The following is a 26357-nucleotide window of genomic DNA, read 5'->3' on the forward strand; positions in this document are numbered from 1 at the left end:
ACGGGCCCTGGGCCGAACCGTCCGACCCGGCAAGCCGGTTGGGACGGCCCGTCCAGGGCCCCCTGCGGGTACGACGGACTACGGAGCGTGCTCCTCGGCCGGTTCCTCGGCGTGCTTCGCGTACTCCTCGGCGCGCACCGGCGCGGCCACCACGGTGCCGATCCGGTTGCGGCGGCCCGCGGAGCTCTCCGCGGTCAGGCTGATCGCGGCCAGCCCGCTGCCCTCCGGCACCGGCACCTCGCAGGACGATCCGGGGATCGGCACCCGGCCCAGGCACTTGGCCAGCAGGCCGCCGACGGTCTCCACGTCCTCGTCGTCCAGCTCGATGCCGAACAGTTCGCCGAGGTCCTCGACGGTGAGCCGGGCGGTGATCCGGAACGAGCCGTCGCCGAGGTCCTCGACCGGGGCGATCTCCCGGTCGTACTCGTCGGTGATCTCGCCGACGATCTCCTCCAGGATGTCCTCGATGGTGACCAGTCCGGCGGTGCCGCCGTACTCGTCGATCACGATCGCCACGTGCGAGCGCATCTGCTGCATCTCGCGCAGCAGGTCCGCGGCCGGCTTGGAGTCCGGCACGAACACCGCCGGGCGCATCACCGAGTCCACCTGCTCCGACTCGGCGTCCCGGTTGATGTGGGTGCGCCGCACCAGGTCCTTCAGGTAGACGATGCCGACCACGTCGTCCTCGTTGTCGCCGACCACCGGGATCCGCGAGAAGCCCGAGCGCAGCGCCAGCGTCAGCGTCTGCCGGACGGTCTTGTGCCGCTCGATCATCACCAGGTCGGTGCGCGGCACCATCACCTCGCGGACGATGGTGTCGCCCAGCTCGAAGACCGAGTGCACCATCCGGCGCTCCTCGTCCTCGATCAGGTCGTCCTTCTCCGCGAGGTCCACCAGCGCCCGCAGCTCCGCCTCGGAGGCGAACGGGCCCTCCCGGTAGCCCTTGCCGGGCGTCAGCGCGTTGCCGAGCAGGATCAGCAGCCGCGGGATCGGACCGAGGATCCGGGCCAGCGGCAGCAGCACGTAGGACGCCGCGGTGACGGTGCTCAGCGGGTGCTGGCGGCCGATCGTGCGCGGGGAGACCCCGACCGCCACGAACGACACCAGCACCATCACGCCGACCGCCACCAGCACGGCCAGCCAGGTCTGCTGGAAGCTGCGCACGCACACCACGGTGACCAGCACCGCGGCGGCCATCTCGGCGGCCACCCGGATCAGCATCGCCAGGTTCAGGTAGCGGATGTTGTCCGAGGCCAGCGTCAGCAGCCGGTCCGAACCGCGGCGGCCCGAGCGGACCGCCTCCTCGGCGCGGAACCGGGACATCCGGGAGATCCCCGCCTCGGCGCACGCGGCCAGCCAGCCGAACACCACCAGCAGCAGCGCCCCGACCAGGAAGCTCGTACTCTCACCACTCACAGACGGCCGGCCCTCAGTGGACGGTCGGCGCGGGAGACAGCCCGGTCAGCCCGCGACCGGCCCGCCAGTCGTCCAGGATCCGCTTCTGCAGCGCGAACATCTCGCGCTCCTCGTCGGGCTCCTCGTGGTCGTAGCCGAGCACGTGCAGCACCCCGTGGACGGTGAGCAGCTGCAGCTCCTCGTCCATCGAGTGCTTGGTCGGGGCGGCGAGGCCCTGCTGCTTCGCCACCTCGGGGCAGAGCACGATGTCGCCGAGCAGGCCCTCCGGCAGGTCCTCGCCCTCCTTGCCGGGCCGCAGTTCGTCCATGGGGAACGACATCACGTCGGTCGGACCGGGCAGGTCCATCCACTGGACGTGCAGCTCCGCCATCGACTCGCTGTCGTAGATGATCACGGAGAGCTCGGACTGCGGGTGAATCCGCATCTTTTCGAGGGCGTAGCGGGCGACGTCGAGGATGGAATCCTCGTCGACGTCCCACCCTGACTCGTTGGCGATGTCGATCGACATGGAGGGCTCAGTACTCAGCTTTCGGTGCGATGGGACTGCCGGGGCGCCCGGGCGCCCCGACGTTGAACGGGTTTGCGGTCGCCGGACTCCTCGGCCTCCTGCCGGGCGTCCCAGCGTTCGTACGCGTCAACGATGCGGCCGACCAGCTTGTGCCGCACCACGTCGGTGCTGGTCAGCACCGAGAAGTGGATGTCGGGCACGTCGACCAGGATCTCCTGGACCACCTTCAGACCGCTGCGGGTACCGCCCGGCAGGTCGATCTGGCTGGTGTCGCCGGTGACCACCACCCGGGAGTTGAAACCGAGGCGGGTCAGGAACATCTTCATCTGCTCGGGCGAGGTGTTCTGCGCCTCGTCGAGGATGATGAACGCGTCGTTCAGGGTGCGGCCTCGCATGTACGCCAGCGGAGCCACCTCGATCGTGCCGGCGGCCATCAGCCGCGGGATCGAGTCCGGGTCCATCATGTCGTGCAGCGCGTCGTACAGCGGCCGCAGGTAGGGGTCGATCTTCTCGTAGAGGGTGCCGGGCAGGAAGCCCAGCCGCTCCCCCGCCTCGACGGCCGGCCGGGTCAGGATGATCCGGTTGACCTCCTTGGCCTGCAGCGCCTGCACGGCCTTGGCCATCGCCAGGTAGGTCTTGCCGGTGCCGGCCGGGCCGAGGCCGAAGACGATGGTGTGCTTGTCGATCGCGTCGACGTAGCGCTGCTGGTTGAGCGTCTTGGGGCGGATGGTGCGGCCCCGGTTGGACAGGATGTTCGCCGTGAACACCTCGGACGGGGCCGGATGGGCCGGGTCCTCCGCGGCGCTCCTGAGCATGGTGATGGAGCGCTCCACGGCGTCCTCCGTCAGTGGCTGGCCGGTGCGCAGCACCAGCATCATCTCGGTGAAGAGCTGCTTGACGAGCGCGACCTCGGCCGGAGAGCCGGTGGCCGTCACCTCGTTTCCTCGGACATGGATGTCGGCGTCCGGGAAGCCGCCCTCGATCACTCGCAGGAGCGAGTCGGCCGCACCCAGCAGGGTGACCATCGGGTGCTTCTCCGGAATGACTATCCGGGTGCTGGCGGCTGCCGCGTCGGCGGGCCGCTGTCCGTCGGTTCGGGTCTGCGGTGAGTCAGTCATGGGTCGGCGCTACGGCCTGCCTCATCCCAATCCGTCGTGTCGTGTGGCCAGGGCTCTCCAGGCCACCAGGGTACGCCGCGCAGATGTTCGCCGGAGCGGCACGGCGGCTTCGATGGTGGGGTCTGTCGCCCCGATGTGCGAGCGGTTTTTCGTCAACGCGCGCCCCGGGGGGCGCTCAACGGCGCGGTGGGACGGGGATCCTGGCCAGATCCTCGGCGATCACGACCTCGCCGTCGAAGTGCTTCTCGGCCTCCGCGCGGTGCGCCTGCAGGTCCGGGTAGCGCTGCGAGAAGTGGGTCAGCACCAGTCGGCGCACCCCCGCCTCGGCGGCCACCCGGGCGGCCTGCGCGGCGGTCAGGTGGCCGTGCTCCTCGGCGAGTGCGGCGTCCGCCTCCAGGAAGGTCGCCTCGATCACCAACAGGTCTGCGCCCTCGGCGAGTTCGGCGACCCCGTCGCACAGCCGGGTGTCCATCACGAAGGCGAACCGCTGCCCGGGCCGCTTCTCCGCGACCTCCGCCAGCAGCACCGTCCGCCCGTCCACCTCGACCCGGCCGTCGCGCTGCAGCTGCCCCACCGCCGGTCCGCGCAGACCGAGTTCGCGCAGCCGCTCGGGGCGCAGCCGGACGCCGTCCGGCTCGGTCAGCCGGTAGCCGAACGACTCCACCGGGTGCGACAGCCGCACCGCCGCCAGCTCGAACGGCGCGCCCGGCGCCTCCAGCGGGCCGGGCCCGGCGACCGGGCGCTCCCGCAGGTCGGCGGTGGCGTGGTAGACGCTGGCGTGCCGCAGCCGGTCGAAGAACACCTGGCCGGACGCCGGGTAGTAGGCGTCCACCGGGTGCGGCACCCGGTCCAGGTTGATCCGCTGCAGCACGCCCGGCAGGCCCAGGCAGTGGTCGCCGTGGAAGTGCGACACCGCGATCCGGGTGATCCCGGTGGCGGTCACGCCCGCCTGCAGCATCTGCCGCTGGGTGCCCTCCCCCGGGTCGAACAGCAGCCCCTCGCCGTCCCAGCGCAGCAGGTATCCGTTGTGGTTCCGGTGCCGGGTCGGCACCTGGCTGGCCGTGCCGAGGACGACGAGTTCACGCTGCGACAACGCTCAGACCAGCCCCTCGGCGAGCGTGCGCCCGCCCAGCACGTGCACGTGCGCGTGGAACACCGTCTGGCCGGAGTCCGCACCGGTGTTGAAGATCATCCGGTACGACTCCAGGCCCTCGCCCTTGGCGGCCTCGCCGGCCTCGGCGAGCAGCTCGGCGGCGATCTCCGGCTCCGCGACGGCCAGTTCGGCCGCGTTGGCGTAGTGCACGTGCGGGATCACCAGCAGGTGGGTGGGAGCCTGCGGGTTTATGTCGCGGAACGCCAGCGTCCGGGCGCTCCTGCGCACCACCGTCGCCGGGATGTCCCCCGACACGATCTTGCAGAACACACAGTCCGCCTGCGGCTCGCCGGCCATCTCCCGCACTCCTTCTGAACATCCGTCACTGGTGACGACGACCCTACAGGGAGGGGGCGCGGACGCCCCCTCCCCGCTGTCAGTCGATCGGCGGCGCGGTCTTGGCCGGGGTGACGGCCAGCGCCTCCAGCGCGACCCGCACCGCGGTCTCCAGCTGCGGGTCCCGGCCGGCCGCCCAGTCGTGCGGGGCGACCGCGACCTCGATGTCGGGCGTGACGCCGCCGTTCTCCAGGCCCCAGCCGTAGCCCTCCAGCCAGCTGGAGTACTTGGGCTGGGTGACCGTCGTGCCGTCCACCAGGTCGTACTTGTTGTCGATGCCGATCACGCCGCCCCAGGTGCGGGTGCCCACCACCGGGCCGATGCCGAGCGCCTGGATCGCGGCGTTGACGATGTCGCCGTCCGAGCCGGAGAACTCGTTGGCCAGCGCCACCACCGGGCCGCGCGGGGCGTCCGCCGGGTAGGGCTCGGGGCGGTCCAGGTCGCGGCCGCGGTTCCAGCCGACGATCCGGCGGGCCAGCTTCTCCACGATCAGCTGCGAGGTGTGGCCGCCGCGGTTCTCCCGCAGGTCGACCACCACGCCCTCGCGGGCCATCTCGATCCGCAGGTCGCGGTGGAGCTGCGCCCAGCCCGCGCTCTGCATGTCGGGCACGTGCAGGTAGCCGAGCCGCCCGCCGGACAGCTCGTGGACGGCGGCCCGCCGCCCGGCCACCCAGTCGTGGTAGCGCAGCGCCTCCTCGTCGTCCAGCGGCACCACCACGGGGTGGCGCTCGCCACCGTCCTTGCCGCTGACGGTCAGCTCGACCGGCTGGTCGGCGGTGCCGGCCAGCAGCGGGCCGGGGCCGGTCACCGGATCGACCGGGCGGCCGTTGACGGCCAGGATCGCGTCACCGGGGCGGATCGCCGCGCCCGGCGCGGCCAGCGGGGAACGGGCCCGCGGGTCGGAGGACTCGCCGGGCACCACCCGGGCCACCCGCCACACCTCGCCGTCACGGACCAGGTCCGCGCCGAGCAGGCCCTGCCGGCGGGCCGCCTCGGTGCCCCGGCCGGGCGGGATCACGTAGGCGTGCGAGGTGCCGAGCTCGGCGACCGTCTCCCACAGCAGGTCGACCAGGTCGGAGTGGCAGCCGGCCCGGTCGACCAGCGGCCGGTAGCGCGCCAGCGCGCCCGCCCAGTCGACGCCGCCGAGGTCGGCGCGCCAGAAGTTGTCGCGCATCAGCCGGCCGTTCTCGTCGAACATCTGCCGCCACTCGGCGGCCGGGTCGACAGTGATCCGGATCCGGTCGAGATCGACGTCGCTGTCCTCGCCGTCGTCGGCCTTCTGGTCGGCGGGGACGATCCGCACGCTGCCGTCCTCCAGCACCGCCACCCGCGCGCCGTCCGCGGAGATCGCGAACGTGTCGACGCCGGTGAGCAGTTCCTCCACCTTGCGCTTCTTCAGGTCGTAGCGCTCCAGCGCGGTGCCGGCCGGGGTGTCGTCCAACGAGGCGGCGCTGTCGCCGAGTTCACCGCTGAACGGGATCCGGCCCCACAGCACGCCGTCCTTCGCCGCGCGCAGCGCCCCGAACCGCCCGGCCGCCACCGGGAACGGCACGATCCGGTCGGCCAGGCCCTCCAGATCGACCTTCGTGGTGGGCGTCGCCGACTCGCTCTTGTCGCCGTCCTTGCTCTCCTCGTCCTCGCCGCCGACCGGCCGCCCGGCCCGCTGCGGCCCGAACGGCGACGGGGTGTCGGCGGCCAGCGTCAGCAGGTACGGGCGGGTGCCGCCGGGGAACGACAGGTCGAAGACGTGCTCGTCGTACACCGGGTCGAAGGTGCGCACCGACAGGAACGCCAGGTGCTTGCCGTCCGAGGTGAAGGCCGGCGAATAGTCGTGGAAGCGCTGCGGGGTGGCCTCGCTGACGGTCCGCGAGGTCAGGTCGGCCAGCATGATCTGGCGCAGCGACCACGGCCCGAGCACCGGCTGCGACCAGGCCAGCCAGCCCGAGTCCGGGCTGAACACCGGCCCGCTGACCTCGCCCTCGCCGCTGCGCGCCAGCTCGTGCACGGCGCCGTCGCTGAGCGCCACCAGCAGCAGCCGGCCGTCGTGCGAAGCCACCGCGAGCTGCCGGCCGTCCGGCGAGACCGTCAGCGACAGCACCCGGCCCAGCTGCCCGGCCGCCAGCCTCCGGCGCTCCGCGCCGAGCACCGCGGGCGCGTACTCGATCGCGTCCTCGCCCTCGGCGTCCGTCACCCACACCACGCCCTGCGCGCCGTCCTCACCGGGGACGACCCGCACCAGGCGGTTGCGCACCCCCGGCGTCTCGTCCAGCACCCGCGACGGACCCTCCCGGTGGGTCACCCAGTGCACGGTGCCCCGCACCACCACGGCCGCGGCCCGGCCGGTACGGTCGACAGCGACGGTCTCCACCTGCCCGTCGGCCCGGGTCGGATGCGGCCGGCGGCTGCTGCGCGGACCCGCCAGGTCGATCTCCAGCCGGCGCGGCTCGGCACCCTCCAGGTTGTCCAGCAGCCACAGGTCACCCGCGCTCTGCCAGATCACCCGGGTGCCGTCGGTGGACGCCTGCCGGGCGTAGAACCCGGTGTCCGCCGGGCCGTGCGCCCGCAGGTCGGTACCGTCCGGAAGGCTCGAGTACAGCCGCCCGACACCCTCGTGGTCGGACAGGAACGCCACCCGGTCACCCACCCACAGCGGGCACTCCAACTGGCCGTCCAACTCGGCGTGCAACCGCTCGAACTCGGCCGCCCCGATCCACAACTTCCCGGCCCGGCCACCCCGGTAGCGCTTCCAGTGCGCGGCTTCCCGGTTGTGCGTCCCCAGCAGCACCCGCCCACCCGTCGCCCCCGCCGGCACCGGCTCGAACGCCAGCGCCCCGATCGGCCCGTACGGCAGCCGCTGCGGCTCGCCCCCGTCCAGCGGCACCGCGAACGCCCACGTCCGACGGATCGTCTCCTGCCCCGCCGTGGTGATCGCGATCGGCCGGCCGTCGCCGGTCCACCCCACCAACGCCGTGAACGGGCTCCCCCAGTACGTCAGCCGCCGCGCCTGCCCACCGGCCGCCGGCGCGACATGCACCTCCGGCGCCCCGTCCCGGTGCGACGTCCACGCCACCGTCCGCCCGTCCGGCGAGAACCGCACGGCCCCCACCGGCACCTGATCCGCGGTCAAGCGCCAAGCGCGCCCGCCCTCCACAGGGGCCAGCCAGACATCGTCCTCGGCGACGAAAGCGACTACGTCGCCGTGCAAGTGGGGGTGGCGCAGGTATCCGCGCGTCAAATCGGTCACCCGGCCACAGTAGAGGGAGCGCGACCAGGGGCGCGGGGAAGTGCGCGAAGCGGAAGGCGCCCAACCGCGAGATCGCGGCGCAGGACGATGACTTGCACGTGATCGCGACCTCGCCGACGTGGTGTGCGCTTGTCGCGCAGTTCTCCCCCAGCCCTTGGGGGCTGGGAGGTACCCCCACGCGCCCCTGTTCGCTTACCCCCAGCGCCCCGTACGCCCGAGCAGCAGCGCCCCCGCCGCGACCCCCGCGGTGGAGGTGCGCAGGACGGACGGCCCGAGTCGATAGGGCTTCGCCCCGGCCTCGGCGAAAGCCGCGATCTCCTCCGGCGACACCCCGCCCTCCGGCCCGACGATCAGCACGATCTCGCCGGAGGCGGGAAGCTCCGCCGTGGCCAGCGGCAGCGAACCTTCCTCGTGCAGGACAGCGGCGAAGGAGGCCTTCGACAGCAGCGGAAGCAACTGCCGCGTGGTCATCAGGTCGTGCACCTCGGGAAAGCGCAGCCGTCGCGCCTGCTTGCCCGCCTCGCGCGCGGTCGCCCGCCACTTGGCGAGCGCCTTCGCGCCGCGCTCGCCCTTCCACTGGGTGATGCACCGGGAGGCCGCCCACGGCACCACCGCGTCGATGCCGGCCTCGGTCATCGTCTCGACGGCGAGTTCGCCGCGGTCGCCCTTGGGCAGCGCCTGGACGACGGTGATCCGGGGCGCGGGCGCAGCCTCCTCGCGTACGGCGGCGACCAGCACGTCCAGCGCGTCCTTGCCGTGCACCGCGGCGACGGTGCCGTCCGCGCCGCGGCCGTGTCCGTCGGCGAGGGTGACGGCCTCGCCGGGCTCCAGGCGCTTGACGGCGACGGCGTGCCGCCCCTCGGGGCCGTCGAGGCGGACGGTGGCGCCGGGGGTGGCGCCCGCCAGGTCGTCGACGACGAACACCGGTGCGGTCATCGGAACAGGAACCCTCTCGCGGAAAGAACAACAAAAAAACCCGGGCCGGAAGCGGTGGCGTGCACCACTCCCGGCCCGGTAGGAACGGGTCTCACCGGCCGTTGAAGGCGTCCTTCAGCCGGGAGAACAGGCCCTGCTGGCCGGGTGCGAACTGGCCGGACGGCCGCTCCTCGCCGCGGAGCATGGCGAGCCGCCGCAGCAGCTCCTCCTGCTCCGGGTCGAGCTTGGTGGGCGTCTGCACCTCGACGTGCACTATCAGGTCGCCCCGGCCGCCACCGCGCAGGTGGGTGATGCCGCGGCCGTGCAGCGGGATCGACTGGCCGGACTGGGTGCCGGGCCGGATGTCGACCTCTTCCAGGCCGTCCAGGGTCTGCAGCGGCACCTGGGTGCCGAGCGCGGCGGCCGTCATCGGGATGGTGACGGTGCAGTGCAGGTCGTCACCGCGGCGCTGGAAGACGGCGTGGCTGGTCTCGGCGATCTCCACGTACAGGTCGCCGGCGGGGCCGCCGCCGGGGCCGACCTCGCCCTCGCCGGCCAGCTGGATCCGGGTGCCGTTGTCGACACCGGCGGGGATCTTCACCGTGAGGGTGCGGCGGGCCCGGACCCGGCCGTCGCCCGCGCACTCGGGGCACGGGGTTGGGACGACGGTGCCGAAGCCCTGGCACTGCGGGCAGGGCCGGGAGGTCATGACCTGGCCCAGGAAGGACCGGGTGACCTGGGAGACCTCGCCCTTGCCGCGACACATGTCACAGGTCTGCGCGGAGGTACCCGGCGCGGCGCCCTCGCCGTTACAGGTGGTGCAGGTGACGGCGGTGTCGACCTGGAGTTCCTTGGTGGTGCCGAACGCGGCCTCCTCCAGGGTGATCTCCAGTCGGATCATCGCGTCCTGCCCGCGGCGGGTGCGCGAACGCGGGCCGCGCTGGCCGGTCGCGGCGCCGAAGAAGGCGTCCATGATGTCGGAGAAGCCGAAGCCGGCCGCTCCGGCCCCGAAGCCGCCCGCACCGCCGCCGTTCGGCGACAGCGGGTCGCCGCCGAGGTCGTACACCTGACGCTTCTGCGGATCGGAGAGCACCTCGTAGGCGGCGTTGATCTCCTTGAACCGCTCCTGCGTCTTCGGGTCCGGGTTGACGTCCGGGTGCAGTTCACGGGCGAGGCGCCGAAACGCCTTCTTGATCTCGTCCTGCCCCGCGTCGCGTCGGACGCCGAGTACCGCGTAGTAGTCCGTGGCCACCAAATGCTCCGGTTTGTTCCGCCTCTAGAAGTGCTTGCGAGAACTGCGTGACGGTCTCACGCAGCCTTGTTATGACTCGTCCAGGATCTGGCCGACGTATCGCGCCACCGCTCGCACCGCCCCCATTGTGCCCGGGTAATCCATCCGGGTCGGACCGATCACACCCAGCTTTGCCACGCTCTGGTCGCCCGAACCGTAACCGACGGAGACCACCGACGTGGAATTCAGGCCTTCATAGGCGTTCTCGTGGCCGATCCGGACCGTCATCGCCGAGTCCCCGGTCTCACCCAGCAGGCGCAGCAGCACCACCTGCTCCTCCAGTGCCTCGAGCACCGGACGGATGGAGAGCGGGAAGTCGTGGTTGAACCGGGTCAGGTTGGCGGTGCCCGCCAGCATGATCCGTTCCTCGTTCTGTTCGGCGAGCGTTTCGAACAGCACGGTCAGCACGGTGCTGACCGAGGGCCGGTCGGCCGGTTCGAAACTGGCCGGCAGGTCCTCCAGGAGGGTCGGCACCTCGGGCAGCCGACAGCCGCCCGCCATGCCGTTCAGCCTGGCCCGCAGGTCTCCCAGCACGGTCTCGCCGACCGGGCCGGGGCAGTCCACCATCCGCTGCTCGACCCGGCCGGTGTTGGTGATCAGCACCAGCATCAGCTTGGTCGGGGTGAGCGAGACGAGTTCGATGTGCCGCACGGTGGAGCGGGTCAGCGACGGGTACTGGACCACCGCGACCTGCCGGGTCAGCTGCGCCAGCAGCCGCACCGTACGGGCCACCACGTCGTCCAGGTCGACCGCGCCCTCCAGGAAGTGCCGGATCGCCCGGCGCTCCGGGGGCGTCATCGGCTTCACCTCGGCGAGGCGGTCGACGAACAGCCGGTAGCCCTTGTCGGTGGGGATCCGGCCCGCGCTGGTGTGCGGCTGGTGGATGAACCCGTCGTCCTCCAGCGCGGCCATGTCGTTGCGCACCGTGGCCGGCGAGACGCCCAGGTTGTGGCGCTCCACCAGGGCCTTGGAGCCGACCGGCTCCTCGGTGCCCACGTAGTCCTGCACGATCGCGCGGAGCACGGCCAGCCGTCGCTCGTCCAACGGGCGCACGGACGGGCGCGTGTCGATCAGGCGGCCGTCGGGCTTGCCGTCGTCCGGCATGTGCACGCACCTCCGTCGTCGTCCGTTGAACCGGTGGTCGATCCTCTCTGGCACTCAACTGGGCAGAGTGCCAGAACCGTACCTGCCAGTGTACGGCCCGGGCCTGATGGCAGGAACGGTCCGCCGACGTGATCCTCGACCGAAAACCGCGCCGACCGGCTCCCGCGGGCCGACGCGACCGCATTCCCATCGGATTCCCATCGTTTCGGATGGTGCCTGCGGGCCCCGCCGGTGGCAGCATCGAAGGCGAAGACGGCGAAGGAGGAGCAGCGATGTCGGCCTCACGGCAGCACTCCCGGTTCACCCCCGACCGCGGCCTGACCGGCCGGATGGTCACCACCATGTTCTTGATCGGCCTGCTCTATGTCGGCTTCACCGGGTTGCTGATCGTGCTGCTGCGCGGCGCCTGGCCCCTGGTGGTGCTGATCTCCGGCGGCCTGTTCGTCGCCCAGTTCTGGTTCTCCGACAAGATCACCGAACGGGCGATGGGCGCCCACCCGGTCTCCCCCGAGGAGTTCCCGCAGCTGCACGGCGCGGTCGACCGGCTGTGCGCGCTCGCCGACATGCCCAAGCCGCGCGTCGCGGTCGCCCACAACGACATGCCCAACGCCTTCGCCACCGGCCGCAACCCGGAGAACGCGGTGATCTGCGTGACCACCGGCCTGCTGCGGCGGCTGGAACCGGAGGAACTGGAGGGCGTCCTCGCCCACGAGCTCTCGCACGTCGCGCACCGCGACGTCGCGGTGATGACGGTGGCCGGATTCCTCGGCGTCCTGGCCGGCGCGATGACCCGGATCGCGCTGTACGGCGGAATGATGGGCGGCGGCAACCGGAACAGCAACGACTCCAACGCCGCGATCGCGATGATCATCGTCCCGCTGGTCTCGATGGTGGTGTACGCGATCAGCTTCCTGCTCACCCGGCTGCTCTCCCGCTACCGCGAGCTCGCCGCCGACCGGGCCGCCGCCCAGCTGACCGGGCGCCCCAGCGCACTGGCCTCCGCGCTGACCAAGGTGACCGGGCAGATCGCCGCCATCCCGACCGAGGACCTGCGCAAGGCCCAGCCGTACAACGCCTTCTACTTCGCGCCCGCGCTGAGCGCCAAGGAGACCGCCGCGCAGCTGTTCTCCACCCACCCGTCGCTGGAGCAGCGGCTCGCACAGCTGTCGAAGATCTCCTCCCAGCTCGGGCAGTGACCGCCTTGCTCGGGCAGTGACCGCCTTCCACCCTTGATCAAGGAGCTCGCCCCGTGGGATTCCTGGACGCACTGTTCGGCCGCAGCAAGCCCGTGAAGCCGGACCTCGACCAGCTGTTCGGCATCCCGTCGGCCGCGCTCACCCTGCAGGCCGCCACCGGCTTCCTCCCCACCGGCCTCGGCTCGGTGTGCTTCGCCGCCGTCGAGGGCGGCGCCTTCGCCGAGGTCCAGTCCCAGGTCCGGGCCCTGCTCGACGCGGACACCGAACGCGGCGGCACCCCCGTCGAAGCCTCCCGCGACAACTACGGCTACTCCTGGCTGCTCGCCCGCCACACCCCCGACGAACTCCCCGACCTGGTCAACGACCTGCACGCGGTCAACAGCGAGCTGGAGGCCAACGGCTTCGGCCCGCAACTGCTCTGCTCGATCGTCGCCTTCCGCGACCGCGAGGGCCGCTCGCTGGGCCTGGTCTACCTGTACAAGCGCGGCACCTTCTACCCGATGTGCAGGCTCCCCGGCCAGGAGAAGCGCAACAACCCCCTGGAGATCGAGATCTCCAACCTGCTCCGCAACGACCTGCGCATCGAGTCCGACCTCTCCCGCTGGTTCCCGGTCTGGGGCGCCCCCGGCCTGGACGACTGAGGCTCCGCCCCAGGGTGGTCGTCCGTGACCGACTGGACCGCCCTGCCCGACCGTGATCCGTCCGAGGCCGAGCTGGCCGCCGTCCGCGAGGCGCTGCGCTCGCCCGACCCGGTGGAGCGCGACGAGCGCGCGTACTCCCGGCTGGCCGGCTGGATACCCGGGCTGGCCGAGGAACGCCGACTGGCGCTCGGCGACGCGATGGCGGACCGCTTCGGGGACCCCGAGATCCAGGCCCGGACGTTCGCGCCGCTGGTCCTGGGCCGCATCGTGCGAACCGGCAGCCTGCGCGCCGAGTGGCTCGCCGCGTTCGCCCGCTGGTACCCCGCCGAGACCGACCTGCGCGGGCACCACCCCGCGTTGGGCTGGCTGCACGCCGTCGCGCACGGCGCCGACCTGCTGGGCGCGTTCGGGCAGCACCCGGACGTCGACCCGGAGCCGCTGCTGGCGCTCGGCACGGCCCGGCTGCTCGCCCCGACCGGGCACGTCTTCGACGCGATGGAGGACGACCGGCTCGGCTGCGCGCTCGCGTTGACCCTGACCCGGCCCGAGCTGACGGAGCGCCAGGCCGTCGGCTGGCTGGACGCGGTGGCCGAGGTGTTCGCCGGCGGAGAGCCCGGGCCGGTGCCGGCCGAAGTGTCCAACACCCTGCGCGCGCTGCGGGTGGTGCACCTGCTGGCGGTCCGGGGCGTGCGCCCGCAGTGGGGCGGCGCGGAGGTGCGGGCGCTGCCGCACGGGGCGGCGGTCGGGGAGCGGATCGCCGAGGTGCTGTCGACGGCCGCGCCGTACCTCGGCTGACGGACCGTCGGGGGCGGTTTCGTAGACTGCGGGGCATGCGCAGCAGGGAGTACGGGCCGGATCTGACCCCGCCGTGGAAGCGGCAGCAGCCCGCGCCGGAGGTGGCGGCGGAGCGGGATCTGGTGGTGGAGGAGGCGGCGACCGGGTTCTGCGGGGCGGTGGTGCGGTGCGAACGGACCGCGGAGGGATTCACCGTCACGCTGGAGGACCGGTTCGGCAAGCACCGGGTGTTTCCGCTGGTGCCGCGCGGATTCCTGCTGGAGGGACGGGTGGTGACGCTGGTCCGGCCGACCGGACCGGCCCCGCAGCGCGGGCCGGGGCGGACGGCGTCCGGGTCGATAGCGGTGCCCGGGGCGCGCGCCCGGGTGGCCCGCGAGTCGCGGATCTACGTCGAGGGCCGGCACGACGCCGAACTGGTCGAGCGGGTCTGGGGCGACGACCTGCGGATCGAGGGCGTGGTGGTCGAGTACCTCGAGGGCGTCGACGACCTGCCCGCGATCGTCGCCGAGTTCGCCCCCGGCCCGGGCCGCCGGCTGGGCGTCCTGGTCGACCACCTGCTGCCCGGCACCAAGGAGCACCGGATCGCCGCACAGGTGACCGGCGACCACGTGCTGGTCGTCGGCCACCCGTACGTCGACATCTGGCAGGCCGTCAAACCGGCCGGCCTCGGCTTCGCGGCCTGGCCCGAGGTGCCGCGCGGCGAGGTGTGGAAGGAGGGCATCTGCCGCCGTCTCGGCTGGCCGGTGGACACCCCCGCCGCCTGGAAGCGGATCCTCGCCTCGGTGGACGGCTGGAAGGACCTGGAGCCGGAACTGCTCGGCCGGGTCGAGGAGTTGATCGACTTCGTCACTCAGTCCGGCACCGCCTGACAGCCACTCAGCTCGGCACCGCCGACGGCAGGACGGTCTGCGTCGGGCTCGGCAGGGCGGACGGGTCGACTGCCTGCCCCACCACGATCCGCGTCGCGGGCACGCAGGCGGGCACGGACTCCACCACCACGGCCCGGAAGGTGTTGAACGCCCCGCCGGGGAATTCGGCCCGGCCCGCCGTCAGCAGCACCGTCGAGCCGGGCGGGACGAGCTTGGGGTCGATCCGCACCATGCCGGGGCCGTCGCCGGGCTGCACCAGGTCGGGCTGGGCGCGGGTCCCGGCCGGCTCCGGCAGCGTGCACTCCTCGGGCGTCCTGGCCTCCTCGATCCCGGCCGCCGGCACGCCGAACCGCTGCAGGGTGGCGACCATGTCCGGCAGGCCCGCCGGGTCGCGCAGTTGCAGCGCGATGGTGCCGTCCGGCTCCCTGGTCACCGCGTACGCGGCGGTGCCGCCGTGCTCGCCGCCGAGCGCCACGGGCAGCACCAGCGCGGTGGCCACGGCGGCCGCGCCGACCGCGAGTGCGGCCAGTACCGGGCGGCGGCGGAGCAGTCCCGGGCGGCGGGCGGGCTCGCGTTCGGCGGCGAGGGCGGCCAGTTCCTCGCCGAGCCTGCGCTCGAAGTTGCTGGTGGACGGGGTTCGGTCGGAGCTTGTCACGAGGCCACCTCGATCATCGGGTCGGCGGGGGCGGCGGGGCGGGGCAGCAGCGGGCCCGGCCTCGGCAGGTCCTTGCGGGCGGGGCGGCGTTCGGCACCGAGCAGCCGCCGGGCGCGGTGCATGCGCACCCGGACGGTGGCCTGCGAGATGCCGAGCACCTGCGCGGTCTCGGCGGTGGTCAGGCCGTCCATGACGACCAGGTCGAGCACCTCCCGCAGCGGGGCGCTGAGCCCGGCGTGCCGCTGCGCGAGATCACGGACGGCCCGCTGGGCGTCGATCCGCTCCTCCAGGGCGAGGATGTCCTCCTCGTCGAGCAGCCGGCGGCCGGACAGCCGGCCGATCGCCCGGCGTTCGCGGTGGTCGCCGCGCCGGTACCCCGCGATGACGTACCGGGCGATGCCGTACAGCCAGCCGATCGCGGTGCCGCGCTCGGGCCGGTAGCTGCCGGCGGCCTCCAGCGCGGCGACGAAGATGTCCGCGGTGAGGTCGGCCGCCAGGTGGGGATCGCTGACCCGGCGGGTGACGAAGTCGAGTATGGCGTTGACGTGCAGGCGGTAGAACGCGCCGAAGCCGTCCGGAGTGGTCAGCTCCGGTGGACGGCCCTCGGGCCGCGCTTCGTGGCGTGGATGCTCACGGATGCGCATGCGTCCCTCCTCGGTCGGGGGACCCGGCGGGTCCCTTCACCGAGTACTTGGCCGCAGCCCGCCGGAGCGTTTCACGCCCGCCCGACTCCCCGATCGTCAGGTTGACGCCCGGGACCGGGTGGCGCGGCTCAGTCGACCAGGTCGCGGACCACCGCGTCGGCCAGCAGCCGGCCGCGCAGCGTCAGCGCCGCCCGGCCGTCCGCGTACGGGCCCGGCTCCAGCAGGCCGTCGGCGAGGGCCCGGTCGGCGGCCTTGCGGCCGGTGTCGGTGAGCAGGTCGAGCGGGCAGCCCTCGACCAGGCGCAGCTCCAGCAGGATCCGCTCGACCCGGCGGTCCTCACCGGCCAGCACCTCGCGGCCGAGCGCGGGCGTGCGGCCCTCGGCGAGCGCCTGCGCGTACGCGGCCGGGTGCTTGGCGTTCCACCAGCGGACCCCGCCGACGTGGCTGTGCGCGCCCGGGCCGGCGCCCCACCAGTCGGCGCCCGTCCAGTACAGCTCGTTGTGGCGGCACCGGCCCTCAGGCGTGGTGGCCCAGTTGGAAACCTCGTACCAGGCGTACCCGGCGGCGGCGAGCGCCTGCTCGGCCATCAGGTAGCGGTCGGCGTGCACGTCGTCGTCGATCATCGGCAGTTCGCCGCGCCGGACCCGGGCGGCCAGCCGGGTGCCGTCCTCGACGATCAGCGAGTACGCGGAGACGTGGTCGGGGCGGGCGCCGATCGCGGCGTCCAGCGAGGCCTGCCAGTCCTGGTCGGTCTCGCCGGGGGTGCCGTAGATCAGGTCCAGGTTGACGTGCTCGAAGCCGGCCTCGCGGGCCTCGGCGACGCACGCCTCGGGGCGGCCCGGGGTGTGGTGGCGGTCTAGGATCTGCAGCACGTGCGGGCGGGCGCTCTGCATGCCGAAGGAGATCCGGTTGTAGCCGCCCTCGCGCAGCTCGGCCAGGTACGCCGGGTCCACCGACTCCGGGTTGGCCTCGGTGGTGACCTCCGCGCCCTCCGCGAGGCCGAACTCCTCGCGCAGCGCGGCCAGCATCCGCACCAGGTCGCGGGCGGGCAGCAGGGTGGGCGTGCCGCCGCCGAGGAACACCGTCTGCACCGGTAGCTCGGCGTCACCGAGGATGCGCCGGGCCAGCCGGATCTCGGCGATCACGTTGTCGGCGTAGGTGTCCTGCGAGGCAACGGCGCCCGAGGACCGCAGTTCGGTGGCGGTGTAGGTGTTGAAGTCGCAGTAGCCGCAGCGGCTGGCGCAGTACGGCACGTGCAGGTAGAAACCGAACGGCCGGGCGCCGAGTCCGTCCAGGGCGTGGGCGGGCAGCGAACCGTCGGACGGCACGGGTTCGCCGTCGGGAAGTGCGGAGGGCATGCGCCCATTGTCCGGTACGGCCCGCGAAAGTCCGAAGGCCGTACCGGAACCGTGGGTGCTCAGGCCTCGTTGGCACCCGCGTACATCGCGGTCACCCGGTCGGCGTAGGTCTTCTCCACCACCGGGCGCTTGATCTTCAGGCTGGGGGTGAGCTCGCCGTGCTCGATGTCCAGGTCGCGCGGGAGCAGGGCGAACTTCTTGATCGTCTGCCAGCGCTGCAACTCGCCGTTGAGGCGCTTCACGAAGCCGTCGATCAGCTCCACGGTGGCCGGGGCCTCCACCACCTCGGCGTACGACTTCCCGGCCATGCCGTGCTCGGCCGCCCACGGCATGATCACCGTCTCGTCCAGGCCGATCAGCGCGGTGCAGTAGTTGCGGCCGTTGCCGATCACCAGGATGTTGCTGACGAACGGGCAGATCGCCTTGAACTTGCCCTCGACCTCGCTCGGCGCGACGTACTTGCCGCCGGAGGTCTTGAACATGTCCTTCTTGCGGTCGGTGATCCGCAGGTAGCCGCCCGCGCCGAGCTCGCCGATGTCGCCGGTGTGGAACCAGCCGTCCGACTCCAGCACCTCGGCGGTCTGCTCGGGCATCTCGTGGTAGCCGCGCATGACGCCCGGGCCGCGCAGCAGGATCTCGCCGTCCTCGGCGATCCGCACTTCGGTGCCGGGCAGCGGGAGGCCGACCGTGCCGACCCGGAAGTCCTCCGCCCGGTTCACGGTGGAACCGGCCGAGGTCTCGGTCAGGCCGTAGCCCTCCAGCACCGGGACGCCCGCGCCCTTGAAGAAGTAGCCGATCTCCGGGGCGAGCGCCGCGCTGCCGGACACCGCGCCGCGCAGCCGGCCGCCGAACGCCGCCTTGATCTTGGTGTACACCAGCTTGTCGGCCAGCGCGTGCTGCAGCCGCAGGCCCAACGGGGCGCTCTCGTGGCCGTGCGCGACCTTGTTGGCCTGGATGGTCTGCGCGTAGTCGCGGGCCACCTTCGCCGCCCACAGGAAGATCTTGTACTTGGCGCCGCCCTCGGCCCGGGCCTTGCCGGCGATGCCGTTGTAGACCTTCTCGAAGATCCGCGGCGCGGACGCCATCAGGGTCGGACGGATCACCGGCAGGTTGTGGATGATCCGGTCCACCCGGCCGTCCACCGCCATCACGTGGCCGGTGGCGATCTGGCCGGAGATCAGCGTCTTGCCGAACACGTGCGACAGCGGCAGCCACATGAACTGCACGTCGTCCGAGCGCAGCAGCCCGCTCTCCTCCTGCGCCACGCCCTCGTACGACCAGCAGTCGTGCACCAGGCGCACGCCCTTGGGACGGCCGGTGGTGCCGGAGGTGTAGATCAGGGTGGCGAGCTGTTCCTTGTCCAGTGAATCGATCGCCTTGTCGACGGCGTCCGGATTCTCCTTCAGGTACGCGGCGCCGCGCTGCTCCAGCTCGGCCAGCGTCAGCACCGTAAGGCCCTCGGCCTGCGGCGCGTCCTCACCCGCCGGGTCGAACAGGATCACGTACTCCAGCGCGGGCAGCTCGGGCTTCTGCTCGACGGCCTTGCGCAGCTGGCCGGCGTTCTCGGCGAACAGCGCGCGGCTGCCGGAGTTGGCCAGGATGAACGCGGTCTCGTCGGAGTTGGTGCTCGGGTAGACCGTGGTGGTGGCCGCGCCGGCGCACATGTTGCCCAGGTCGGCGAGGATCCACTCGATCCGGGTGGCGGAGGCGATCGCCACCCGGTCCTCGGCCCGGATGCCCAGCGCCATCAGGCCGGCCGCGACCGCGCGGATCCGCTCGTTCGCCTGCGCCCAGGTCAGCGACCGCCACTGCTCCGCACCCGGCGCGCTGTCCGCGGCCTGCTCGTCCACCGGGACCGGGTACCGGTAGGCCTCACCGTTCGGAGTGGCCTTTACCCTGCTGAGCAGAAGGTGCGCCACGGAGGGCGGGCGCCGCTCGATCATGGACTGCGCGGAACTCAACGAGGACCTCCGGGGACGGGTGGACCGAGAGTGGGTAAGCGACGGCCGTGGGGGCGGCCGGCAACCGACTTAACCGGTGAGTAACAAGAGGGCATTCAGCAGCCTAGGGGGTGAAAAGCCGTTCCGTAAGGGGGTGACGTGAGCTGGCACACTCACGGGGCGGAAGTGCAGGCACAGCGCAGGCTCAGAGTGCAGGCCCGGTCAACGGGTGAAGCTTTTTCACAAGTACCCGAATTTGGGATGCGCGCGTCCCACTCGACGACGAGAGTGTCACGGTGCTTTTCAGACTCCTACGGGCCCACCTCGGCCCCTACTCCCGCGACATCACAGTGCTGGTACTGCTCCAGCTGATCTCCACCATCGGCATGCTGTACCTGCCGACGCTGAACGCCGACATCATCGACAGCGGCGTCCTCAAGGGCGACACCGGGTACATCCTGCGAGTCGGCGGCGTGATGGTCGGCGTCTCGCTCGCCCAGGCCGTCTGCTCGATCGGCGCGGTCTACTACGGCGCCCGCACCGCGATGGCCGTCGGCCGCGACCTGCGCGCCGGGGTGTTCTCCCAGGTGCAGGAGTTCTCCGCCCGCGAGCTCAACCAGTTCGGCGCGCCCTCGCTGATCACCCGCACCACCAACGACGTCCAGCAGGTCCAGATGCTGGCGATGATGTCCTTCACGCTGATGGTCGCCGCGCCGATCATGTGTGTCGGCGGCATCATCATGGCGCTCAACCAGGACGTGCCGCTGTCCGGCCTGCTGCTGGCCGTGGTGCCGGCGCTGGGCATCGTCGTCACCGTGCTGGTCAGCAAGATGCGGCCGCAGTTCCGCGGCATGCAGGAGCGCATCGACACGGTCAACCGGATCATGCGCGAGCAGATCACCGGCATCCGGGTCATCCGCGCCTTCGTCAAGGACAACCACGAGAAGCAGCGCTTCACCGGCGCCAACGGCGAACTCGCCGACTACTCGCTGCGGGTCGGCCGGCTGATGTCGCTGATGTTCCCGATCGTCATGGGCGTGGTGAACATCTCCAGCGTCGCCGTGTTCTGGTTCGGCGCGCAGCGCATCGACAGCAACAGCATGCAGATCGGCGCGCTCACCGCTTTCCTCTCCTACCTGATGCAGATTCTGATGAGCGTCATGATGGCCACCTTCATGTTCATGATGGTGCCGCGCGCCGAGGTCTGCGCCGAGCGCATCCAGGAAGTGCTGAGCACTCCCTCCAGCGTCGTCCCGCCGCTCGCCCCCGTCACCGAACTGCGCGCCCACGGCACGCTGGAACTGCGCGGCGTCGACTTCCGCTACCCCGGCGCCGAGGTGCCCGTGCTGCGCGGCATCGACCTGACCGCCCGGCCCGGCGAGACCACCGCCGTGATCGGCTCCACCGGCGCCGGCAAGACCACCCTGCTCGGACTCGTCCCCCGGCTCTTCGACGCCACCGGCGGCGAGGTGCTGATCAACGGCGTGGACGTCCGCGACATCGACCCGCAGAAGCTGTCCGAGGTCATCGGCTTCGTCCCGCAGAAGCCGTATCTGTTCTCCGGCACCGTCGCCTCGAACCTGCGCTACGGCAAGCCCGAGGCCACCGACGAGGAACTCTGGCACGCCCTGGAGATCGCCCAGGCCAAGGACTTCGTGGAGAAGCTCCCCGAGGGCCTGGACGCCCCGGTCGCGCAGGGCGGCACCAACCTCTCCGGCGGCCAGCGTCAGCGCCTGGCGATCGCCCGGGCCCTGGTCCGCAAGCCCGAGATCTACCTGTTCGACGACTCCTTCTCGGCCCTCGACTACGCCACCGACGCCCGGCTGCGCGCCGCACTCACCGGGGAGACCGCGGACGCCACGGTGGTGATCGTCGCCCAGCGCGTCTCCACCATCCGCGACGCCGACCGGATCATCGTCCTCGACGAGGGCGCCGTCGTCGGCACCGGCACCCACCAGGAGCTGATGGCCGACAGCCCGACGTACCGGGAGATCGTGCTCTCCCAGCTCACCGAGCAGGAGGCCGCGGCGTGACCACCCCCAACAGCCCCGACGTGACCGAGCCCGACGTGGCCGTGCCCGACGTGGCCGTGCCCGACGTGACCGAGCCCGACGTGACCGAGCCCGACGTGACCGAGCCCGACGTGACCGAGCCCGACGTGGCCGAGCCTGTGGCGAACACGCCCGACCTGGCCAAGGCCGGTGCCGGAACGACCGGATCGAAGCCCGCCAAGGCCGCCGAGCCCGCCAAGCCCGACCTGGCCAAGGCCAGTGCCGGAGCCGGAGCCGGAGCCGGAGCGAACGAGGCGGAGCAGGAGCCGGTCTCGACCTCGCAGGAGGCGGCCGCCCGCCGCGGCGGGCCCGGACCCGCGCGCTTCGCGGGCGCCCAAGGCACCGAGAAGGCCAAGGACCTCGGCGGCTCCGCCAAGCGCCTGCTCGGCATGCTCAAGCCCGAGCGCAACCTGATCCTCAGCGTGCTCGGATTCGGCGCGCTCTCCGTCGCCTGTGCGGTGGCCGGCCCCTGGGTGCTCGGCAAGGCGACCGACCTGATCGTCGCCGGAGCCACCGGACCACGCTTCACCGGCGCCCCGAGCAAGCAGGCCGTGCTCGATGGCCTGCGCGCCAGGGGCGAGGGCAACATCGCCGACCTGCTCGCCTCGATCGACTTCACCCCCGGCCAGGGCATGGACTTCGGCGCCATCGGCACCATCCTGCTCTGGGTGCTGGGTATCTACCTGGCCGCCGTGGTGTTCGGTGTGGTCCAAGGCCGGCTGACCGCGCTGGCGATCAACCGCACGGTGTTCCGGCTGCGCGAGGAGGTCGAGGCGAAGCTGGCCCGGCTGCCGCTCAGCTACTTCGACCGCCAGCCGCGCGGCGAGGTGCTGAGCCGGGTCACCAACGACATCGACAACATCCAGCAGTCGATGCAGCAGACCATGGGACAGGTCGTCAACTCCCTGCTGACCATCGTCGGCGTGCTGATGATGATGTTCTGGATCTCCCCTCTGCTGGCTCTGATCGCGCTGATCTCCGTTCCCGTTTCGGTGGTGGTCGCCGCCAAGGTCGGCAAGCGGGCCCAGCCTCAGTTCATCAAGCAGTGGGGCTCCACCGGCAAGCTGAACGCCCACATCGAGGAGATGTTCACCGGGCACAGCGTGGTGAAGGTCTTCGGCCGCCAGCAGGAGGCCAAGGACCTCTTCCAGCAGGAGAACCAGGCACTCTACGAAGCCTCCTTCCGTGCGCAGTTCATCTCGGGCATCATCCAGCCCGCGATGATGCTGGTCGGCAACATCAACTACGTACTGGTCGCGGTGGTCGGCGGTCTGCGAGTGGCCAGCGGCGCGCTGTCCATCGGTGACGTCCAGGCGTTCATCCAGTACTCCCGTCAGTTCAGCCAGCCGCTCAGCCAGGTCGCCTCGATGGCCAACCTGGTGCAGTCCGGTGTGGCCTCCGCCGAGCGGGTCTTCGAACTGCTCGACGCCAACGAGCAGTCCCCCGAGCCGCAGCGTCCGGAGCGCCCCGCCGAGGTGCACGGCCGCGTCGCCTTCGAGGACGTCTCCTTCCGCTACGACCCGGAGAAGCCGCTCATCGAGGGCCTCTCCCTGAAGGTCGAACCCGGCCACACCGTGGCTATCGTCGGCCCAACCGGCGCCGGCAAGACCACCATGGTCAACCTCCTGATGCGTTTCTACGAGGTAAGCAGCGGCCGGATCACCCTCGACGGCGTGGACATCGCCGCGATGTCCCGCGAGGAGCTGCGCTCCGGCATCGGCATGGTGCTCCAGGACACCTGGCTGTTCGGCGGCACCATCGCCGAGAACATCGCCTACGGTGCCGAGTCCGCCACCCGCGAGCAGGTGATCGCGGCGGCGAAGGCCGCGCACGTGGACCGCTTCGTGCGCACCCTCCCCGACGGCTACGACACCGTCCTGGACGACGAGGGCACCGGAGTCAGCGCGGGCGAGAAGCAGCTGATCACCATCGCCCGGGCCTTCCTCGCCCAGCCCTCGATCCTGGTGCTGGACGAGGCGACCAGCTCCGTCGACACCCGTACCGAGGTGCTGATCCAGCGTGCGATGGCGGAGCTGCGCACCGGCCGCACCAGCTTCGTGATCGCCCACCGCCTCTCCACCATCCGGGACGCCGACGTGATCCTGGTGATGGAGAACGGTTCGATCGTCGAGCAGGGCAACCACGACCAGCTGATCGCTGCCGACGGCGCCTACGCCCGGCTGTACCAGGCGCAGTTCGCCCAGGCGGTGGCCGAGGTCGACTGACACGACGTCAGCGCGCTGCCCGGCCGACCGGCCCGACGGGTCCGCCGCCCTGGGGGAGGTCCGCACCGCGGGCCTCCCCCTCGCGTATCGCGGCGAGGGCGAGAGCCGGGGCGGTGGCGACTGGCGCCGGGATGGTCGCGGTGATCGCGGTGGCCCGGTGGGTGGTGGTCGGGTCGGTGATGGTCGGGATGGTCGGGTCAGTGGCGGCCGGGATGGTCGGGTCAGTGGCGGCCGGGGTGGTCGGGTCGGTGGTGGAGGCGGCGACCACGGTGGTGGCGGGCCGGCCGGCCGGGCGCTGACCGAGCAGGGTGGAGCTCAGGGCGAGCGCCATGCCCAGCAGCTGCACCGCGTTGAGGGACTGGCCGAGAGCGGCCCAGCCGATCACTGCCGCCGACACCGGGCTGAGCAGGCCCAGGAAGGCGACCGAGGTGGCGGGCAGACGACCGATGCCGCGGAACCAGACCCAGTACGCCAGCGCGGTGTTGGCCACCGCGAGGTAGCCGTACCCGAGCAGGTTGGTGCCGCTGAGCGCGAGCGGGGCACCCTCGACCAGAGCGGCCACCGGGAGCAGCAGCAGACCGCCGGCGGTGAGCTGCCAGCCCGTCAGAGCGAGTGGGCCGACGCCCTCGGGGCGCCCCCAGCGCTTGGTGAGCACCGTGCCGGCGGCCATCGCCCCGGCCCCGGCGAGACCGGCCAGCACGCCTATGGCGTCCAGCCGGGCGGTGGCGCGCAGCACCACCAGGGCTACGCCGAACACTCCGACGGTGCCGGCCAGCAGGGCCCGCCGCCCGAACCGCTCCCCCAGCAGGGGTACGGCCAGCCCGGCGGCCAGCAGCGGCTGTATCGCGCCGAGGACGGCGGCCACGCCGCCGGGCAGCCGGTAGGCGGCGACGAAGAGCAGGGCGAAGAAGACGCCGATGTTGAGCGTGCCCAGCACCGCCGAGCGCCACCACCAGGAACCGCTGGGCAGTCGTCGGGTGACGGCCAGCAGCACCAGGCCGGCGGGCAGGGCGCGCAGAGTCGCAGTGAGCAACGGCCGGTCTGCGGGAAGCAGTTCGGTCGTCACGGCATAGGTGGAGCCCCACGCGAGCGGGGCGAGCGCGGTGAGAGCTACGGTTCGCATGAGAGATAGCTTAGCAGCAAGTTACTTGCTGTCGAGTCAATTAGCGAAGGCAAACTCGCCGCTCACCCACTCACTTCCGAGCGGCCCTGTGCCACACTGGCGAAATGGACCGAGTTGACCCACGCAGCACTGCACACGACCCTGTGGACGCGATCGCCGACCAGTGGCGGCACGAGCGCCCGGACCTCGCCCACCGCACGGAGGCGATGGCCGCGTTCGGCCGGGTGCACCGGGTCTCCCGCGCGGTCAGCGACCTGATGGAGCAGGTCTACGCGCAGTTCGGCATCGGCCTGGGCGAGTTCGACGTCCTGGCCACCCTGCGCCGCGCCGGGGAGCCGTTCTCGCTGTCGCCGCGCGAGCTGACCGCGACTCTGATGCTCACCACCGGCGGCATGACCGGCCGGCTGGACAAGCTGGAGCGGGCCGGCCTGGTCACCCGCTCCCCCGACCCGAACGACCGTCGCGGCCTGCGGATCACCCTCACCGACTTCGGCCGGGAGACGGTCGACCAGGCCGTGGCCGCGGGTACGGCCGTCCAGCAGCGGATCATCGACCGGCTGGGCGAACAGCGACTGTCCGAGCTGAACACGCTGCTCCGGGATCTGCTGCACAGCGTGGAGTCCCGCTAGCACCCCGCAACGACCCGCTTCCGCCACCCACGGCGGCCGTCACACCGAGCGGCCGTTCCGCTGAACGCCCACGCAGCCGTCCCACCCAAAGTTCGCCCGACCGCCCTGCCTGACGCCGGATCAATACCGGCCTGCCGCCCCGGCCGTTCGGCGCGCTACCGTTGGCAGGTGCCCGATCCGACCGCCATCGACACCGCGCCTTCCGGCCCCGTCGACGCCTTCCAGGCCGAGCGCCGCTACCTGGGCGCGGTGGCCTACCGCCTGCTCGGCTCGGTCGCCGATGCCGAGGACGTGTTGCAGGAGGCCTGGCTGCGCTGGCAGTCGGCCGACCGGTCGGGCATCGCCGAGCCGCGCGCCTACCTGACCACGGTGGTGACCAGGCTCTGCTACGACCAGCTGGGTTCGGCCCGGGCGCGCCGGGAGGCGTACTTCGGCGAGTGGCTGCCGGAGCCGTTGCTGAGCACCGCGGAGTCCCCCGCCGAACTGGCCGAGGTCGGTGAGGCGGTGTCGGTGGCGATGCTGGCGGTGATGGAGCAGCTGACTCCGGCCGAGCGGGCGGCGTTCGTGCTGCACGACGTGTTCGCGGTGGGTTTCGAGGAGATCGCCTCGGCGTTGGACCGCTCCCCCGAGGCCACCCGGCAGCTCGCCTCGCGGGCCCGCCGCCGGGTTCGGGACGGCGGCCGCCGCAGCACTGTCGACCCGGCCGAACACCGCCAGGTGGTGACGGCGTTCATCGCCGCGGCAACCGGCGGCGATCTGATGACGCTGATGGAGGTGCTCGATCCCGAGGTGGTCTGGCACGCCGACGGTGGTGGCATCGTCAGCGCGGGCCGCCGTCCGCTTCTCGGCGCGCTCCATGTGGGCCGGCTGGTGCGCAAGATCGCCGAGCGTTCGGTGGATGTGGAGCGCCCGCTGGTGCCGATGCTGGTCAACGGCGAGCTGGGTGCGGTCTGGTACTCGAGCCCGGGCGTGATCGGCGGCGTGCTCGCGTTCACCGTCGCGGACGGCCGGATCACCTCCGCGTACGCGATGGTGAACCCCGAGAAGCTCACCCACCTCGCGGGGGCGTGACACAGGTCACGGTCACACTCCCGCAGTGTGCCCCGTCCCCCTTCCGTATCCGCCACCCGGCGGGGTCCGTGAAGG

Annotated in this window: 21 protein-coding genes and 1 pseudogene; 8 read left to right on the forward strand and 14 right to left on the reverse strand. The window is 72.0% G+C overall.

Annotation, left to right across the window (positions count from 1 at the left end; translation table 11 throughout):
* Nucleotides 1–78 precede the first annotated feature (78 nt).
* From ACIHEI_RS10880 to hrcA, 9 genes are all read right to left on the reverse strand, one after another.
* Entirely contained in the window at nt 79–1416 is a 1338-nt protein-coding gene (locus ACIHEI_RS10880) for a hemolysin family protein (RefSeq protein ID WP_387643147.1), read from the reverse strand.
* Nucleotides 1417–1429: 13 nt separating this feature from the next.
* Nucleotides 1430–1924, reverse strand: a complete 495-nt coding sequence (gene ybeY / locus ACIHEI_RS10885) for an rRNA maturation RNase YbeY (RefSeq protein WP_387643146.1) — start codon at nt 1922–1924, stop codon at nt 1430–1432.
* Between the two features lie 14 nt (nt 1925–1938).
* Nucleotides 1939–3042, reverse strand: a complete 1104-nt coding sequence (locus tag ACIHEI_RS10890) for a PhoH family protein (protein WP_387643145.1) — start codon at nt 3040–3042, stop codon at nt 1939–1941.
* Nucleotides 3043–3217: 175 nt separating this feature from the next.
* On the reverse strand, nt 3218–4135 hold the full coding sequence (locus ACIHEI_RS10895) for a ribonuclease Z (protein WP_387861491.1): 918 nt from the start codon (nt 4133–4135) through the stop codon (nt 3218–3220).
* Nucleotides 4136–4138: 3 nt separating this feature from the next.
* On the reverse strand, nt 4139–4492 hold the full coding sequence (locus ACIHEI_RS10900; protein WP_392947344.1) for a histidine triad nucleotide-binding protein: 354 nt from the start codon (nt 4490–4492) through the stop codon (nt 4139–4141).
* A 79-nt stretch (nt 4493–4571) separates the two neighbouring features.
* Nucleotides 4572–7775, reverse strand: coding sequence for a PDZ domain-containing protein (locus ACIHEI_RS10905; RefSeq protein ID WP_396606381.1), 3204 nt, complete (start codon nt 7773–7775; stop codon nt 4572–4574).
* Between the two features lie 192 nt (nt 7776–7967).
* Nucleotides 7968–8711 carry a 16S rRNA (uracil(1498)-N(3))-methyltransferase gene (locus ACIHEI_RS10910; protein WP_387643141.1) on the reverse strand — a complete coding sequence of 248 codons (744 nt, stop codon included), beginning with the start codon at nt 8709–8711 and terminating at the stop codon, nt 7968–7970.
* A gap of 91 nt (nt 8712–8802) precedes the next feature.
* A complete protein-coding gene (gene dnaJ / locus ACIHEI_RS10915; protein ID WP_387643140.1) occupies nt 8803–9942 on the reverse strand; it encodes a molecular chaperone DnaJ in 1140 nt (379 codons plus the stop codon).
* A gap of 69 nt (nt 9943–10011) precedes the next feature.
* Complete coding sequence (gene hrcA, locus ACIHEI_RS10920; protein WP_387861498.1) at nt 10012–11085, reverse strand: heat-inducible transcriptional repressor HrcA; 1074 nt, start codon at nt 11083–11085, stop codon at nt 10012–10014.
* 272 nt (nt 11086–11357) lie between these two features.
* On the opposite strand from hrcA, the gene htpX reads away from it, so the two are divergent.
* Genes htpX through ACIHEI_RS10940 form a run of 4 tightly spaced genes read left to right on the forward strand, consistent with a single transcriptional unit; the run spans nt 11358 to nt 14586 of the window.
* Nucleotides 11358–12281, forward strand: a complete 924-nt coding sequence (gene htpX, locus ACIHEI_RS10925) for a zinc metalloprotease HtpX (protein ID WP_392947336.1) — start codon at nt 11358–11360, stop codon at nt 12279–12281.
* Nucleotides 12282–12334: 53 nt separating this feature from the next.
* On the forward strand, nt 12335–12922 hold the full coding sequence (locus ACIHEI_RS10930; RefSeq protein ID WP_396606382.1) for a hypothetical protein: 588 nt from the start codon (nt 12335–12337) through the stop codon (nt 12920–12922).
* Nucleotides 12923–12946: 24 nt separating this feature from the next.
* Nucleotides 12947–13717, forward strand: a complete 771-nt coding sequence (locus tag ACIHEI_RS10935) for a DUF2785 domain-containing protein (protein WP_396606383.1) — start codon at nt 12947–12949, stop codon at nt 13715–13717.
* Nucleotides 13718–13752: 35 nt separating this feature from the next.
* A complete protein-coding gene (locus ACIHEI_RS10940; protein ID WP_387643135.1) occupies nt 13753–14586 on the forward strand; it encodes a DUF3097 domain-containing protein in 834 nt (277 codons plus the stop codon).
* A gap of 7 nt (nt 14587–14593) precedes the next feature.
* Here the strand turns inward: ACIHEI_RS10940 and ACIHEI_RS10945 are convergent, their stop codons facing one another.
* From ACIHEI_RS10945 to ACIHEI_RS10960, 4 genes are all read right to left on the reverse strand, one after another.
* Nucleotides 14594–15241, reverse strand: a complete 648-nt coding sequence (locus ACIHEI_RS10945) for a hypothetical protein (RefSeq protein ID WP_396606384.1) — start codon at nt 15239–15241, stop codon at nt 14594–14596.
* Entirely contained in the window at nt 15238–15885 is a 648-nt protein-coding gene (locus ACIHEI_RS10950; protein ID WP_392947325.1) for an RNA polymerase sigma factor, read from the reverse strand. The genes ACIHEI_RS10945 and ACIHEI_RS10950 overlap by 4 nt, the downstream gene beginning before the upstream one ends.
* A 128-nt stretch (nt 15886–16013) precedes the next feature.
* Nucleotides 16014–17243, reverse strand: coding sequence for a radical SAM family heme chaperone HemW (gene hemW / locus ACIHEI_RS10955; protein ID WP_396606385.1), 1230 nt, complete (start codon nt 17241–17243; stop codon nt 16014–16016).
* Between the two features lie 59 nt (nt 17244–17302).
* Entirely contained in the window at nt 17303–19204 is a 1902-nt protein-coding gene (locus ACIHEI_RS10960; protein ID WP_396606386.1) for an AMP-dependent synthetase/ligase, read from the reverse strand.
* Nucleotides 19205–19479: 275 nt separating this feature from the next.
* On the opposite strand from ACIHEI_RS10960, the gene ACIHEI_RS10965 reads away from it, so the two are divergent.
* Together ACIHEI_RS10965 and ACIHEI_RS10970 are read left to right on the forward strand one after the other, a co-directional pair.
* The gene (locus ACIHEI_RS10965; protein WP_387861507.1) at nt 19480–21216 is read left to right on the forward strand and encodes an ABC transporter ATP-binding protein; all 1737 of its coding nucleotides are present in this window, start codon (nt 19480–19482) and stop codon (nt 21214–21216) included.
* A gap of 224 nt (nt 21217–21440) precedes the next feature.
* Nucleotides 21441–23459 carry an ABC transporter ATP-binding protein gene (locus ACIHEI_RS10970; RefSeq protein ID WP_396606429.1) on the forward strand — a complete coding sequence of 673 codons (2019 nt, stop codon included), beginning with the start codon at nt 21441–21443 and terminating at the stop codon, nt 23457–23459.
* A gap of 193 nt (nt 23460–23652) precedes the next feature.
* Here ACIHEI_RS10970 and ACIHEI_RS10975 read toward each other — a convergent pair.
* Nucleotides 23653–24582: pseudogene (locus ACIHEI_RS10975) on the reverse strand (EamA family transporter); the annotation flags it as partial.
* 104 nt (nt 24583–24686) lie between these two features.
* On the opposite strand from ACIHEI_RS10975, the gene ACIHEI_RS10980 reads away from it, so the two are divergent.
* On the forward strand, nt 24687–25211 hold the full coding sequence (locus ACIHEI_RS10980) for a MarR family winged helix-turn-helix transcriptional regulator (protein WP_387643128.1): 525 nt from the start codon (nt 24687–24689) through the stop codon (nt 25209–25211).
* Between the two features lie 168 nt (nt 25212–25379).
* The gene (gene sigJ / locus ACIHEI_RS10985; protein WP_396606387.1) at nt 25380–26282 is read left to right on the forward strand and encodes an RNA polymerase sigma factor SigJ; all 903 of its coding nucleotides are present in this window, start codon (nt 25380–25382) and stop codon (nt 26280–26282) included.
* Nucleotides 26283–26357: the final 75 nt, after the last annotated feature.

It is taken from the genome of Kitasatospora sp. NPDC051984 (assembly GCF_044593455.1).
In the GTDB taxonomy this organism is placed as follows: domain Bacteria; phylum Actinomycetota; class Actinomycetes; order Streptomycetales; family Streptomycetaceae; genus Kitasatospora.

Excerpts from the sequence above, each read along its gene's own strand:
- hrcA (WP_387861498.1), bottom strand. The coding sequence starts at position 11,085 with ATGCCGGACGACGGCAAGCCCGACGGCCGCCTGATCGACACGCGCCCG.
- ybeY (WP_387643146.1), bottom strand. The coding sequence starts at position 1,924 with ATGTCGATCGACATCGCCAACGAGTCAGGGTGGGACGTCGACGAGGAT.
- ACIHEI_RS10890 (WP_387643145.1), bottom strand. The coding sequence starts at position 3,042 with ATGACTGACTCACCGCAGACCCGAACCGACGGACAGCGGCCCGCCGAC.
- ACIHEI_RS10900 (WP_392947344.1), bottom strand. The coding sequence starts at position 4,492 with ATGGCCGGCGAGCCGCAGGCGGACTGTGTGTTCTGCAAGATCGTGTCG.
- ACIHEI_RS10910 (WP_387643141.1), bottom strand. The coding sequence starts at position 8,711 with ATGACCGCACCGGTGTTCGTCGTCGACGACCTGGCGGGCGCCACCCCC.
- htpX (WP_392947336.1), top strand. The coding sequence starts at position 11,358 with ATGTCGGCCTCACGGCAGCACTCCCGGTTCACCCCCGACCGCGGCCTG.
- ACIHEI_RS10980 (WP_387643128.1), top strand. The coding sequence starts at position 24,687 with ATGGACCGAGTTGACCCACGCAGCACTGCACACGACCCTGTGGACGCG.
- hemW (WP_396606385.1), bottom strand. The coding sequence starts at position 17,243 with ATGCCCTCCGCACTTCCCGACGGCGAACCCGTGCCGTCCGACGGTTCG.
- ACIHEI_RS10940 (WP_387643135.1), top strand. The coding sequence starts at position 13,753 with ATGCGCAGCAGGGAGTACGGGCCGGATCTGACCCCGCCGTGGAAGCGG.
- ACIHEI_RS10950 (WP_392947325.1), bottom strand. The coding sequence starts at position 15,885 with ATGCGCATCCGTGAGCATCCACGCCACGAAGCGCGGCCCGAGGGCCGT.